The organism is Okeania sp. SIO2C9 (assembly GCF_010672455.1).
Taxonomy (GTDB): Bacteria; Cyanobacteriota; Cyanobacteriia; order Cyanobacteriales; family Microcoleaceae; genus Okeania.
Window position 1 is genome coordinate 36,482 of the sequence record NZ_JAAHGO010000012.1, and the last position, 15,253, is coordinate 51,734.

10 protein-coding genes are annotated in these 15,253 nt (G+C 34.8%); 5 read left to right on the forward strand and 5 right to left on the reverse strand.

Going from position 1 to position 15,253, the window contains the following annotated elements; genetic code table 11:
- Positions 1 to 92: 92 nt before the first annotated feature.
- On the reverse strand, positions 93 to 938 hold the full coding sequence (locus tag F6K23_RS10810; protein WP_293154591.1) for a CPBP family intramembrane glutamic endopeptidase: 846 nt from the start codon (positions 936 to 938) through the stop codon (positions 93 to 95).
- Positions 939 to 1,478: 540 nt separating this feature from the next.
- Here F6K23_RS10810 and F6K23_RS10815 point away from each other — a divergent pair.
- The 3 genes from F6K23_RS10815 (at position 1,479) to F6K23_RS10825 (ending at position 8,448) form a co-directional block, all read left to right on the forward strand.
- Complete coding sequence (locus tag F6K23_RS10815; protein ID WP_293154594.1) at positions 1,479 to 1,712, forward strand: hypothetical protein; 234 nt, start codon at positions 1,479 to 1,481, stop codon at positions 1,710 to 1,712.
- 567 nt (positions 1,713 to 2,279) lie between these two features.
- Complete coding sequence (locus F6K23_RS10820) at positions 2,280 to 4,490, forward strand: peptidase domain-containing ABC transporter (RefSeq protein WP_293154597.1); 2,211 nt, start codon at positions 2,280 to 2,282, stop codon at positions 4,488 to 4,490.
- Between the two features lie 2,116 nt (positions 4,491 to 6,606).
- A complete protein-coding gene (locus F6K23_RS10825; RefSeq protein ID WP_293154600.1) occupies positions 6,607 to 8,448 on the forward strand; it encodes a sister chromatid cohesion protein PDS5 in 1,842 nt (613 codons plus the stop codon).
- A gap of 14 nt (positions 8,449 to 8,462) precedes the next feature.
- Here the strand turns inward: F6K23_RS10825 and F6K23_RS10830 are convergent, their stop codons facing one another.
- Positions 8,463 to 9,308, reverse strand: a complete 846-nt coding sequence (locus tag F6K23_RS10830) for a class I SAM-dependent methyltransferase (protein ID WP_293154603.1) — start codon at positions 9,306 to 9,308, stop codon at positions 8,463 to 8,465.
- Positions 9,309 to 9,707: 399 nt separating this feature from the next.
- Here F6K23_RS10830 and F6K23_RS10835 point away from each other — a divergent pair, with 399 nt between their 5' ends.
- Both F6K23_RS10835 and F6K23_RS10840 read left to right on the forward strand, forming a co-directional pair.
- Positions 9,708 to 10,160: a DUF29 domain-containing protein gene (locus F6K23_RS10835; RefSeq protein WP_293154606.1), complete on the forward strand. Its 453-nt coding sequence runs from the start codon at positions 9,708 to 9,710 to the stop codon at positions 10,158 to 10,160.
- 84 nt (positions 10,161 to 10,244) lie between these two features.
- On the forward strand, positions 10,245 to 10,457 hold the full coding sequence (locus F6K23_RS10840) for a hypothetical protein (protein ID WP_293077230.1): 213 nt from the start codon (positions 10,245 to 10,247) through the stop codon (positions 10,455 to 10,457).
- A 117-nt stretch (positions 10,458 to 10,574) separates the two neighbouring features.
- Here the strand turns inward: F6K23_RS10840 and F6K23_RS10845 are convergent, their stop codons facing one another.
- The 3 genes from F6K23_RS10845 to F6K23_RS10855 all read right to left on the reverse strand — a co-directional run bounded on the left by F6K23_RS10845 (position 10,575) and on the right by F6K23_RS10855 (position 15,217).
- The gene (locus F6K23_RS10845) at positions 10,575 to 11,564 is read right to left on the reverse strand and encodes a patatin-like phospholipase family protein (protein ID WP_293154609.1); all 990 of its coding nucleotides are present in this window, start codon (positions 11,562 to 11,564) and stop codon (positions 10,575 to 10,577) included.
- On the reverse strand, positions 11,561 to 12,553 hold the full coding sequence (locus tag F6K23_RS10850; RefSeq protein WP_293154612.1) for a diguanylate cyclase regulator RdcB family protein: 993 nt from the start codon (positions 12,551 to 12,553) through the stop codon (positions 11,561 to 11,563). Before F6K23_RS10850 ends, F6K23_RS10845 begins: the two co-directional genes overlap by 4 nt.
- A 246-nt stretch (positions 12,554 to 12,799) precedes the next feature.
- Positions 12,800 to 15,217: a dynamin family protein gene (locus F6K23_RS10855; protein WP_293154615.1), complete on the reverse strand. Its 2,418-nt coding sequence runs from the start codon at positions 15,215 to 15,217 to the stop codon at positions 12,800 to 12,802.
- Between the last annotated feature and the right edge of the window lie 36 nt (positions 15,218 to 15,253).

A 15,253-nucleotide genomic window follows, 5' to 3' on the forward strand; every position in this document is an offset into this window, starting at 1 on the left:
TTTATACCTTAATTTTTCGGTAAAGGTCATGGAGTTCTATCGCGCTCTTATCCGGACATGATATCATACCTCAAATTACCAACGCCTATTCCTTAATAATTAAAAACAATGGTATTAATAGTATAATTTTCTATAACTAATAACAATGGTATAATTACGTTAAATAAACCGTGAACTAGAATGCAACTTATAATACCGTATTTACGAAAAAGCCAACCTAGTAATAAACCAATTGGAAAAATTTGGGCAAACTTTACCCAGTTAGGACTAAGAGTACCTGTATGTCCAATAGTCCAAAGTATTGAAGTCACTAAAATTGCTAACCAGTAGCGAGAATGTCGCCAGTTTAGATGTATTGCTAAATAGTTTTGGATTCCTAAACGATAAATAATTTCTTCACCAAAAGCAGCAACGAGGAAAAATACAAAATTAGCAGCAGAATAATTTTCTGCCTTCATTTCGCCATCAAACAAACTCTTCATAGAGGAAGCAATTTCAGGGTTAGTAAACTTAAATAAAATAATAGAGTATAGTATGGATAATGTTGCAACAGCCAAAGTAGGAATCATAAATTGGGAAAGTTTCAGCAAATGGTCTTTAACTTTTCTTCTAGAAACATGAGTGTTTAAAGACAGCGGATAGGCAAGTTTGGTAGCATAGTCCATCCCAACTTTTGTAAAAATCATCATTTTCAAAGAATCAATTAATAGTGCAATAATAATTCCAAAAACTTTGGCTAATGATAAGCTTTTAATATCAAAATCTAATAAAATAGACAACAGTTGCATACTGAAAAGAATACCTGCAGCTAATAACCCATAGGAAAAGTAAGGTTGGAGATCAGAACGACGTTTGTGCCAAATAATCAAGAAGGCAAAAAAGAAAAATACTCCAGACAAACCCCAAATCAAGAAAAAAACTAAGTTAGTTGAATTCATAAATGTTTTATTAGTAGTTTTAGCAAGATTAATCTAATAAGTTTTATTCTAACGTTTAACATCTCGCTGAGTTGTATTTCCCAAATGTTGAGCTAATTCGACAAGACTTTCTGGTAAATCAAGTGTGATTTCAACTGTCATTTTTGATTTTTTTAGGTAATTTTTAGATTAAATTAAGGCTACTACTTGAAGAACAATGATTAGCGATCGCTCTAATTATTATTTCGCACAACCATTATTTGCTATTGGTTATCCGTCTGTATCAGGATAGATAATATCTGACTTAGTAATTGAATTTATTTCTTCCAAGATTATTCTCCAGAAAATTTTCCAAATTTTATTTTAACTTTAGCATTATTTTCTCACCTACAATAGTAAACAAACTGCCACCCAACAAAAACTGATATACAGAAATTAAAAAAAATATCCTGAAGTTGCATTTCACTCTAAGAAGAATAGACTATACATCACAAGATAGTTAAATAAATAAACATAAATTTATACTAGCTTGTCGATCTAATTAACTCTGAGAAAAAAATCATGCAAGACACTCAAAACAACGAACTATTTTCCGATATTTCCACTGAAGAATCTGCTACTATTAATGGTGGTTGTGGTTGTGATGGTTACCGTCGCGGTCGCTCTGTATATTATGACTACGGTCGCCCTCGCTACTACTATGATGGCTATGGATACAGTCGCTCTGTAAGCTATGGTCACCGTGGTGGCTATGGCTACCGTCGTAGTAGCTACCGTCGTGGTGGCTGCTACTAAAAGTTATATAATGGTGGAATTGTAACTTTGATTGATATTTAATTAAATGAGGCATCCATAATTTTATGGGTGCTTTTTTCTGATTTACTCCCTAGTCAACAGAAGTAGTTATGTGACGTTCTCCTACATCAAATCAAAGATTATGATGTAGGCATCCCTTCCTCACGGATAGGGCTTTCTGTTTCACAGGGAGTGCAACCACTTAACCCTCACCAGACAGAGATGATGAGACCCACCACCTTTTTGTACTCAACAATTCTGTACTCATCTAGTTCCCTCAAGAGTTTTACCTTTTCACGGGTTGACTAGAACTTCTGAATTGAACCCCATACTCTATGTTGTTTTCATGATTCTTTCAGGTGCGTACTACCGCTACTCCTGATGTAATTACAATAACACAAAAAAAGCACACAATGCAAGCTCTAAGTTGACGCTACGCGGTTTATTTGTTGGTCGGCAATTCCCCTCCTGTTGTACAAATGTTAACGGGAGACCCCTTGCCGACATCAAAGTTGGGATGAAATAAATCGTCAGTATAGTTATTTTTAATTTTTAATTTAAATCATTATGTTAGATATAGTACCAGTACCAATATTACCAAAAGCATCTAGCGATCGCGAAATCAATAATGTTAATAAATATCCATTAATTCTCCAGCAAAGTGAAGAAGATTGTGGGGCTGCTTGTTTGGCTTCTATTGCTAAATATCATGGTCGTAATTTAACAATAAATCGTATTAGAGAAACTATCGGTACTAATCAACAAGGAACTACTTTATTAGGTTTAAAACAAGGTGCAGATACTATTGGTTTTAATGCTAGGTCTGTCAAGGCAAATCCAGGAATTTTAGACCAAATTGAAAGTGCTCCTTTACCGGCAATTATCCATTGGCAAGGCTATCATTGGGTGGTTTTGTATGGCAAACAAGGAGATAAATATATTATTGCTGACCCTGCTCTTGGAGTTCGTTTTTTATCAAAAAAAGAATTAGCTGAAGCCTGGGGAGATTGGGTTTGTTTATTAGTAGAACCTGACCCAAAACGCTTTTTTTCTGAAGCTGATGAAAAAGTCAGTAATATTAGTAGATGGCTGAGACGAGTTTGGTATTATCGGCAAATTATTATTCAGGTATTTATACTAAATATTGTCTTAGGTTTACTTTCTATTGCTTCTCCTTTTTTGGTACAAATTCTGACTGATGATGTGCTAGTTCGGGGTGATTTTCAGTTACTTACCAGTGTGGTAATTGCTGTGATTGTGATGAATGTTTTTAGCAGTTGTTTGGAATTAGTTCAATCTAATATGATTGCTCATTTTGCCCAACGTTTAGAGTTAGGGTTGGTGATGGAATTTGGGCGAAAAATTTTGAGTTTACCATTGAAGTATTATGAGACGCGACGGAGTGGTGAAATTGTTAGTAGGTTGACCGATATTAAAGAAATTAATCAGTTGGTTTCTCAAGTAATTGTCAGTTTACCTAGTCAATTTTTTATTGCTTTGGTTTCTTTGACTGTAATGTGTATTTACAGTTTTTCCCTGAGTATAGTTGCTATTTTTATGGCAGTAATTATGACTTTATCCACTATTGCTTTATTGCCGATATTGCAGCAAAAAACTAGAAGTTTATTTGCTTTAGAGGCAGAAAATCAGGGTGTTTTAGTAGAGACTTTCAAGGGAGCAATGACTCTCAAAACTACCTCTAGCTCTCCTCAATTTTGGGAGGAATTTCAAGGCAGATTTGGTAAGTTAGCTAACTTGAGTTTTAGAACTACTCAGATTGGGATTGTGAATGATACTTTTTCAGGTTTAGTTAGTAATATTGCTAATATTTTTCTCTTGTGGTTTGGCAGCAATTTAGTCATCGCTCAAGAATTAAGTATCGGTCAATTATTGGCTTTTATTACTATGAATCAATATGTGTCAACTTTGGTTACGACTTTGGTAGGATTGATGGATGAATTGACCAGAGTTCAGACTGCCACGAAACGACTTTCTGAAGTAATTGATTATCCACCAGAAGTAGATAAAAATCATCAAAAACCCGATGCAAAAATTAGTCCTAAAGCCGATATTATTTGCTCCAATATTAGTTTTCACTATGCTGGCAGAATTGATTTATTAGAAAACTTTTCTGTGAAATTTCCTGGTGGTAAATCTATCGCTTTAATTGGTGAATCTGGTTGTGGTAAAAGTACCTTGGCAAAATTAATTGCTGGTTTGTATCCGGTCCAGTCTGGTAATATTCAGGTTGGGATTTATAATCTGCAAGATTTAGATATAGATTCTTTTAGAAAGCAGGTAGTTTTAGTTCCTCAAGATGCTCATTTTTGGAGTCGTTCGATTATTGAAAATTTTCAATTAGCATTACCTGGAGTAACTTTTGAACAAATCGTTAAAGCTTGTCAAATTTCTGGAGCTGATGAATTTATTAGTCGTTTACCTGATAAATATCAAACAGTTTTAGGAGAATTTGGAGCAAATATTTCTGGCGGACAAAGACAACGTTTGGCAATAGCAAGAGCTATGGTTAATGACCCTGCTGTATTAATTTTGGATGAATCAACTTCTGGTTTAGACCCTGTTAGTGAGGCCGAAGTTTTGGAGAATTTATTGTTGCATCGACGGGGTAAAACAACAATTTTTATTAGTCATAGACCAAAAGTAATTAGTCGGGCTGAATGGATTGTTTTATTAGATAATGGTAAGTTAGAATTGCAAGGTTCTGTAGCTTCTCTACGGGCAAAACATGGGAATCATTTAGATTTTTTGAACTCTTAAATTTATAGTCATTCTAGTTAAGATTGAGACAAGGGTTTCTTGCCTTGAAAGAGTTTCAGCCGAAAAAGTGTTCCAGTCTTATTCAGAATGACTATAGTTGCCAGCGACTTTGTTGCATGAAAGTATATAGCTGCGACTAGACTCCCGATATGTACAACAATAATGCGCGGAAACTGCTGTAATATCATGTCCGGTTGAACAGTGATAAATAAATAACTATGGAGGAGTCAGGAGTCGTAGGGGCGATTCGCGTTTGCGGAGCATGACCTTAGGAAATTGCCCCTACAGGAGTCAGGAGGGAAGAAAGAAGAAGAACTGGAGTTGAAGGAGAAAGTTTTTTTATAACTAATTATCCGGACATGATATAACTATTGGACAATAGTTAAATCAAACATTAATCTTCCTCAACTGAGCGATCGCTTCCTGTGACTGTATCTAAATCAAAATAACTATTGGACAATAGTTAAATCAAACATTAATCTTCCTCAACTGAGCGATCGCTTCCTGTGACTGTATCTAAATCAAAATAACTATTGGACAATAGTTAAATCAAACATTAATCTTCCTCAACTGAGCGATCGCTTCCTGTGACTGTATCTAAATCAAAATAACTATTGGACAATAGTTAAATCAAACATTAATCTTCCTCAACTGAGCGATCGCTTGACTGTGACTGTATATAAATCAAAATAACTATTGGACAATAGATAAATCAAACATTAATCTTCCTCAACTGAGCGATCGCTTCCTGTGACTGTATCTAAATCAAAATAACTATTGGACAATAGTTAAATCAAACATTAATCTTCCTCAACTGAGCGATCGCTTTGCTGTGACTGTATATAAATCAAAATAACTATTGGACAATAGTTAAATCAAACATATCCGCAAAACTCAGCGATCGCTTCCTGATGACTGTATCTAAATAAAAATAACTATTGGACAATAGTTAAATCAAACATATCCGCAAAACTCAGCGATCGCTTCCTGTGACTGTATATAAATCAAAATAACTATTGGACAATAGATAAATCAAACATTAATCTTCCTCAACTGAGCGATCGCTTCCTGTGACTGTATATAAATCAAAATAACTATTGGACAATAGATAAATCAAACATTAATCTTCCTCAACTGAGCGATCGCTTCCTGTGACTGTATATAAATAAAATAACTATTGGACAATAAATAAATCAAACATATCCACAAAACTCAGCGATCGCTTCCTGATGACTGTATATAAATCAAAATAACTATTGGACAATAGTTAAATCAAACATATCCGCAAAACTCAGCGATCGCTTCCTGATGACTGTATATAAATCAAAATAACTATTGGACAATAGTTAAATCAAACATATCCGCAAAACTCAGCGATCGCTTCCTGATGACTGTATCTAAATAAAAATAACTATTGGACAATAGTTAAATCAAACATATCCGCAAAACTCAGCGATCGCTTTGCTGTGACTGTATATAAATCAAAATAACTATTGGACAATAGTTAAATCAAACATATCCGCAAAACTCAGCGATCGCTTCCTGATGACTGTATCTAAATCAAAATAACTATTGGACAATAGTTAAATCAAACATATCCGCAAAACTCAGCGATCGCTTTGCTGTGACTGTATATAAATAAAAATAACTATTGGACAATAGTTAAATCAAACATATCCGCAAAACTCAGCGATCGCTTTGCTGTGACTGTATATAAATCAAAATAACTATTGGACAATAGTTAAATCAAACATATCCGCAAAACTCAGCGATCGCTTCCTGTGACTGTATCTAAATCAAAATAACTATTGGACAATAGTTAAATCAAACATATCCGCAAAACTCAGCGAACGCTTGACTGTGACTGTATATAAATCAAAATAACTATTGTCCAATTTGAAATTACTTAAATAATATCAAATCCGTTTAATTCGGTATAAAAAATGTTCCATCTTCAACCATTACCAAATATTTCTCAAGCTCCCCTACTCCCCTACTCCCCTACTCCCCATCTAATTACCAACGCCTAAATTTTTTCTTAATTTTCTGTTCCGGCTCAATTTAATTGTGTAAACTTAATTGAGTAATCTGCTGCTTTCTATATTTCAATTTTAAGATGATAAAATTATCCAACTCCTTTCTTCGTAAATGGCGTTTTTTCCTGCTGTTATTGGTGGCGTTATTGGCAGTAAATTTGGGTCATGTTCAAGCTTCTGAGAAGTCACCACCCGAAGACTGGCAACTCCAGGGAACCTTGGCGTCGTTGGATGATTCTGACCCTGATGTTTGGGGTGAAGCCATGAAAAAAATTTCTGAGTATGACCTTAAGTCTACTGTTGAGATACCCTCAGAGCGGGTAGAACAAATTGGAAAATTGTTGAAGAATGAAGATTCGGAAGTCCGTCGTGCAGCAGCAATAGCAGTGGGTAATCTGGGGTTGGAGGCTAAACAATTGATTCCCCAGTTGCTACAGTTGTTCAGAGATGAAAATTGGCGTGTCGTTATGGCAGCAGCAAGAGCAGTGGGTAATCTGGAGTCGGAAGCTCAAGAATTGATTCCCCAGTTAGAGCAATTGTTGACGAATAAATATTGGCGTATCCGTGCTGCAGCAGTAACAGCAGTGGGTGAGATGGGGTCAGAGGCTAAACAATTGATTCCCCAGTTGCAGCAGTTGTTGAGCGATGAAAATTCCGATGTTCGTAGAGCAGCAGCAATAGCAGTGGGTAACTTGGTGTCAGAGGCTAAAGAATTGATTCCTCAGTTGCAACAGTTATTGAGCGATGAAAATTCGAATATCCGTTACGCAGCAGTAACAGCAGTGGGTAATCTGGGATGGGAAGCCAAAGAATTTATTCCTCAGTTACAGCAGTTGTTAACGGATAAAAATTCAAATATCCGTTACGCAGCAGTAACAGCAGTGGGTGAGATGGGATGGGAGGCCACAGAATTTATTCCTCAATTGCAGCAGTTGTTGACGGATAAAAATTGGCGTGTCCGTGCTGCTACAGTAACAGCAGTGAGTGAGATGGGATGGGAGGCCCAAGAATTGATTCCTCAGGTGGAGCAGTTGTTCAGCGATGAAGATTCGGATGTCCGTAGAGCAGCAGCATGGGCAGTGGGTGAGATGGAGTCCGAGACTGCTAAAGAATTGATTCCTCAATTGGAGCAGTTGTTCAAAGATAAAGATGAGCGTGTCCGTGCTGCCACTGCAAGAGCAGTGGGTAATCTGGGGTCGGGGGCTAAACAATTGATTCCTCAGTTTCAGCAGTTGTTGAGCGATGAAGATTCGGATGTCCGTAGAGCAGCAGCAACGGCAGTGGGTAATTTGGGGTCGGAGGCTAAACAACTTATTCCCCAATTGTTGGATTTGTTGAGGGATGAAGATTCGGATGTCCGTAGAGCAGCAGTAACGGCAGTGGGTAATTTGGGGTCGGAGGCTAAACAACTGATTCCCCAATTGTTGGATTTGTTGAGGGATGAAGATTCTGAGGTTCGTGAAGCAACAGCAAAAGCACTAGGTCAGATGGGCAAATTTAATACTCAGCAGATTTTACAAGTTTTGAATGCAACTCATAGAAACAGAGATCAAAAAGCAGGAATTCGTTTTCTAGCTTACTTTACCAGTGGAGGAGAATCTGATACGGTTACCTTAATTCAATGGTTGGGTTCACCAAAACGATATCCCGATCTAATAGATAATTTTGGTGAGGAACAATCTATTAGTAGGGAAGAGGGCAAAAAAGTTTTAGAGATTTTTGCTGATGCTTGGGAAGAAAGCGAATCCATAGAATTAGAACAAGTAAGGGACTTACGTTCTGAATTGAAAGCACAGATTAATAAAGTGTTTAAAAATGTGAATTGGCAACCAGAAGATATTGCCTTACTTAAGAGACACTACGACAATCTTCAAGATGAAGACATCAAAGCTAAAATAGATGCCTTGCAAGGAATACAATGATTTTCTTAATCAAATTAATTGTTATATTTTTTAGCAGTAACTGCAAACTCAAGCAAATTAGATTCATATTTATCTCCGGCAACATTTGCAAAAAACTCATTAACAACAAAGCCATTAATTTCTAATTCATTTTTTAGTGTTTCTTTACTGAAATACTGTAGCCAGTTGTAAACAATACGTTTTTTGTTTTTTTCAATGATTGTGTATTTGTCTAAACTTACTTTTTCGATTTCATATATGAATAAATTTACAAAACAATAGTATTCTTCTGACGACCAAAAATTATTTAGATGATTATGTTCATAAAATGCTGACTCTTGTTTTTTGTTGAAACTTTTTATTGAATAGACATCAAGTAAAAGAGAACCATTCTGTTTTAGTAGCGATGAAAATTTTTGAAGTAGTGTTTTCCTTTGTTCTGGACTCAGTGCACAAAAATCACACATTATCATGGTGATTAGATCAAATTTTTCAGATGTTTGAAAGTCTAAATAATTTGTATTTACATAATTGATTTTCAAACTATTTTCTTTTGCTACCTGTTGAGCATATTTCAGAGAATTTTTTGAAAAATCAATTCCTGTTACTGATGCGCCTTTTTGGGCAAATCTTGTTGTATACAAACCAGGGCCACAACCAAAATCAGCAATAGCGCAGTTCTCATCTATGTTAAAATATTCAGTTATCCATTTAGCGGAGCGATCTATAAAAGCCTTGTTTCGAGAAGAAAGGTCAATATCTTCACTTAAATGATATTCCAGCATCACATTAGCTGTATGCTCATTCGTCCACAATTCATTGGCTGTATAAAATTCAAATGGCTTAGGCTTAGAATTTATTTCTTTAATCTCATCAAACATGATTTTATTACACCTTTAGGTTTTGTTTCGGTTAAGTACAGATGGGTTCTAGAGAGAAGTAATTCTTGGATGGAAAGATGTCAAAGTTTAGTTAAAAACTTTTATGTTTTGTTAGATTTATGCTTAAAAGATTAGCGATTGCTTAGATATTAAATAAATTTTATCAGATTTTTAGTATAGTCATTTCAATTTAAAGTGAGATGTCTACTGCCTTGTGATGATAGCCTTCATAGCTAAATCTTTGTATCATTCTTATTTGAAATGACTATATAATTTAAATTTCGTAATATTAATCAACTTAAAAGATCTCAAATTGGTTCTATACTGGTTATGGAGTTGTTTAGTTGAGGAAAAGAAAAACTAGAGTTAATCTATAAAATATTGTTAAAGAGGTAAAAGATGAGTCATAAATTGCAAAAAATAGATACTTTATACGAACGCGACTTTCTGGCGTGGTGTGAGGATACTGCTGCTAAACTAAAAGATAAAGATATAGAAAATTTAGACTGGGAAAACCTAATTGAGGAAATTGAAACTTTGGGAAGAAGTGAACGTCGAGAATTGAATAGTCGATTAACAGTATTGCTTACTCATATTCTGAAACGAATGTATGTTAATAGTCCTGAAAATTTTCAGGGATGGGAACTTACAATTAGAGAACAAAGGCGAAAAATTCAAGAATTGTTGACAGATTCTCCTAGTCTCAAACCTTATTTAGAAGAAATATTGGCTAAGGTTTATACTAACGCATTAGATGATGTAAAATTTGAGTACCAAGAAACTGAATTTCCCTCATTTTTAGCGTTTGATACTAATACTAATTCCTTATTATTTGAAATATACTGGAAATAATTTTTCGCTCAGTTACACTCTATATCTAGGAAGGCAGGAAACCTAGCAGGAATGCTCCACAAATACCGTGGTTAGCAATTATAATTGTCTACTTTATTGTTAAGTTGGCGGAAATTTTTTCCTGAAGATATTATTCTGTCGTTGCCAGTGGAACAGAGTGGAACGAAGCAATCTCAGTCAAGAGTTATAATAACAGTAGGTTGGGTTAAGCGACAGCGCAACCCAACAATTTATCTATCTTTGTTGGGCTTCATACCTGCTACTAGACGACTTTCTGAAGTAATTTATCCACGTTAAATAAGGTATTATTTGATAATTTGCGTAGCTCCTGGTTAAAAGCGATCGCTCCCAACTCCCAGAGTCATTTACCCACCGAAGTTTCTAAACCTGAATCCTAAAGTCTGTGGCAGTTATTTACCATACAGGATCATCTCCTTGAAGTTCCTCTGTTTTATTTTTAAGAAGATCGTCGTCTGAGCGTAGCTCACTAAGACTGGTAAAACTTCTCAGGATTGGTTCCAAACAATATTTAGCATCTTGATATCCTAGTTGTTTGAGTTGGCTAATCCGTTCTGAACTAAAATCTAACATACTGGTAATATCTCCAGCAATTAGAGCTTGATTTTTATTCAAAGATTGAGTAGGGCGAATTTCTATAATTGCTTGTTCTGGGAAATCATGACGATTCCAGGTAACAGCATTTCCAAGATGAATAACAATTGCATGAGTACAACCTTCTTTTGATAAAGCACCTAGAGGTACATTATCTCCTAAAGCTCCATCAACGAAATATTTCCCCTTTATTTCTCGTGGAGGAAATGCAAGAGGAATAGCGGCACTTGCTAGTAATAAATTATAAAGTAACTCATCATCTTCGCAATCTTGAACCCTTAACCATTTTGCTGACGATCCTGCTAAAACGTGAAGCATTCCTAGCAAATGATCGTAATCTATACCAGGAATTTTTAAGGCTGGAAAAACGGCAACCCAAAGTTCTTTACCACTTCGTATCGCAGAAGGTTTAACTGCTTCCTTGAGTAACTTCTCAACTGTGTTGGGATTAAATAAAGATGCTTTATCCCGATCTAAACCTATTTCACCAGAATTTAAGTGCAAGACTTTTTCTGAACCTAGTTTATCCCATAAAATATTCAGTTGCTCCACTGCTACTGAGAAATCTGGGTATGATGCAATAACTGCTCCATTCAAAGCTCCAATGCTAGTACCTGCGATCATGTGAGGAGCAAAGTTAATTTCAGCTAAGTAGCGTAAAGCTCCTGCTTCATAAGCTCCCTTTGCACCACCACCAGCAAGCACTAGACCAATTTTATGTTCTGAGTCTTTATCAGAGGAACTAATTGTTAAAGCTTTATGGGAAAAATTAGGAGATAATGATTGATTCATAGTTTAGGACTCCTAGATAAAATAGTAATACTATCATTGGCAATCTCTTGAACATTTTGATGGACAAAATCTCGAACGTCAGTGGTATAATCTAACTTAGTAATTTGAGAACGACAAATTTCAATTGCACATTCTGCTGGTTTCTCAGGACGAACTTGCTCTGGTAAACTTGCTAATTCCAAAGTAGTTCCTAATGTGAAATGATAGGGCATTTCTACAAGTCTTTCTCTTGGTAAAGAGCGAATTTCTAACAAACCCATTGCTAACTCCAAATCTGTTGGCTGTAACTGTTGCCATTCTTGCTCGTATAGTTGGTGAAGATCAAAAAAGTTATCTGGTAAATGTCGGCTTTCTGCAATAATTTTATTGGTTAATAACTTTCGGAAATATTCAGTATTACCAGACTCAATTTCATATATTGCTACAGAACTACTAAATACTTCTCTTATCAAAAAAACTACTTGAAATACCCAAGGGAGTTTAGTATAGGTTTCTTTTGCAGACCAGGAGCTGAAAATCTCCTCGAAATCAGATGTTGCTGCACTTTTTATTTCGAGTTCTTTCAGACGGCTTTCTAATTCATTAACTCGTCCATGAATCTCTGTTGCTAGTTGATTAAACTTCTCACTAAAAGCAATTAATTGTTGTTGATGTTCCAGTAATTCTTGTCGATGATTTCTTATTGCATTTCGAGCTTCTAAAAGTGAAGTTTGAGTTGTATATAAAGCAACTTTACTAACAGTAACTGAATCTGTTAATTCAAGTACCCATTTATGTAAAGCTTCTTGACCTGCAACTAAATTTCCTTCTAGTAGCATCTGACGCTTAAAATTACTTCCTGTTAGGTTATCGAGGAGCTTACCAAAAAAGCCTTTACTTTTACGATAATTAACTAATCCACGACTAATTTGAATTCCATTAACTAGATCAACTAAAGTTTTATCGCTGACCAAGGGAACTCGACTTTGTAATTTATCGAATGATTCCATTTTATGACTCCTAAATTTCTAAAATTTTAGATTCAATCTATCTATATTACCTAGTTATATTCTTAAGTTTTAGAAGTATTAAGTTCTCTCTTTTATATAAAATTCGGATAATTACCATAGCCTGCGTCATTGCGACTGGAACGGAGTGAAAGGTTTGCGCAGCATTCCGTAAGGAAAGCAATCTCCGCGCACCCCTTAAGATTGCTTTCTATCATCATAATGAAGACTATTCAACCGGATTTTATATTAAAAAGATTTGGGTAATATTTTCTGAACTCTCTCAATATAATTCTCACATTTGCGTATTTGCGTAGTTGAATTTTCAACTATAGAATCCAACTTTTCTTTGAGTTCTTCCCGTTCATGGACAGATAGACTTTGATCGGACTGTGCATTTTCAAGACTTTCTCTATATCCTGAAAGATATTCGTTTAGGGAATCAAAATAACTATCAATTTCCTTTTGTATATCTTCATCAAGATACTTGCGTGTATTTTCCTGTATATCCCTAATATTTTGATTAAGTGATTGATTGACTTTTTCAACTAAATCTTGAAGTATAATCTCATAATAGTTTTCAGTTTGTTCTACTTTTACCTCTGTATCTATTGGAACAATCCACAAGTTCAACCAATGTCTGCGTTTTTCAATTATTGTTTGTTTTATTGTTCTGGTTTTAGGATTACTTTGAATCTCGATTTCTCCAGAAGCTTCTGTGCGAAATTCTGGAGATGAAAAAGGCTCTAACTTTAGATTAAAATCCTGCCCTAAACGCTCTGTAGCACTTTTAACTATAGGGTTTGTTTTTGTCTCTAAATCTCCTTTTAATTTGGTATAATACGACTGAACTTTTTCCTCAAATAATTCTCTAAATTTTGTCAGTTCATTTTCTATTAAATATCCACAGTAAGAAACAGATTCTTGTGCAAACTTATCAGCTTTGTACTTTAAATCAAATTCTACAACTCCTTCTGATTGACGAGATAAATTATGTGAAATATTGTCTGGCATTAGTAATATATTCTTAGAAAATATTTCTCTTGCCTGACGGTCTAGTTGTTGAAAAAAATTACCACGATCATATTTTTTTTGAATAAACTCTTTTTCAATAGTTGATTTAATGTCTTGATGTATCATTGGAAGTATATCATCCCGATATTTATTAATCTCATCTTTGACATCTTTAACCGTTGTCAATTCCTCTTTTACTTTTTCTATATTCTCTATATCTTCTTTTAATCGCTCAATCCCATCTTGTAGCTTTTGAGTATCTTCTGAAATAGCTTTTTTGTGGATATTTGACTCATCTTTGATCTTAGCTAATAGACCAGAAACCAGATTCAATTCTTTTTCAATAGCTAAAGGTGCAGCCTTTGTCATCAAAGCATTAATGGCATTATTCATAAAATTACCAAACTTAGATTTTTCCCAGATTCTATTGCCTTTCTTCTCTAAAAGTTCCTCATCCGCACTTTCTAAGTCTTCTTCCCAGTCAACACTAAAAGCTTCTTGGGCTAATAATCTAACAGCATTTTGCTTTTTTAACTCTTCTAAGGAAAAACTATTGTCATTGATGGTCTTGAAAAAAGATACAGCAGAAAATGCATACCTTGCTGATACCTCAAATACAGTTTCTTTCGCTCTAGATGAATCAATTCCAAACTCCGAAACAACAAAATTTTGTATATCTTCGGGGGACATATTGCCTTTTCTACGTTGATCGACTTTATTCACTAAAATATACAAGCTGTCTTGATTACCTCGAATATCAATAATACTTTGAACTTCCTTCTTGACATTTTCTACCGCTTCTGTTTTGAGTTGGGTAAAATCTAAGACAACCAATACAATCGAACTTCTTTTTAATTGCTCCCGTACAACTCCTAAAAGAGGAGAATTATCACCTGCTTCATTGGGACCTGGAGTATCAATAATAACAAGGTCGCCTAAATGTTCCTTCTGTTTCAAGTTTTGCTGTTGAAAAAAAGGTGTTTTTATGCTAGGAATAGTAGAAAGGTTTTGTAGGGGATTGAATTGCACAGACAACAAATTACAAAGGCGAATTATATCATTTAGCTCTAATAATTTGGTTATAATAAATTTTTGTTCAGTTATTTTTTTATCTGCAAAAAGATTAGCTTCTAAAAAGTTTATTATTTCAATCCCCTCCAGCACTTTATGCAAATGAGGGTACTTATCTATTCTTGCCTTAGCTTTTTCTACACCACCTATTTCTTTGATCTTATTTTGAATTGCTGAAACTGCTTGTGCAAAAATTTTCTGAATTTCATCTGAAACAAATAGTTCAGGTCGATCTAAACTTGAGTCTAAAATAATTTCTGTCGGTACTGTTGTCATTGCTGCATTACGACTAGGGAGTATTTCCTCACCCACAATTGCATTAACAATAGTAGATTTTCCAGCTTTCATGGGAGCTACAATTGTCATCCGAAGTTCTAGATACTCAACATTGCTCTTTGCATTGTCAATGTCTAATTTTGACTGCTTCAGAAAATCTAATATTGGCTCCCGATCTTCTTTTGATAACTTTTCTGAAGTAGCAATTAACTCTACATTTTGAAATACGTCACTTATCTCAGAAAGAAAATTAATTACGTCCTTTTGAAAACTATAAATATTGGGTTGTAAGCTTGAATAATTCATTTCTTTAATTTTCTACTTACTTAGTTTTACTTAGTT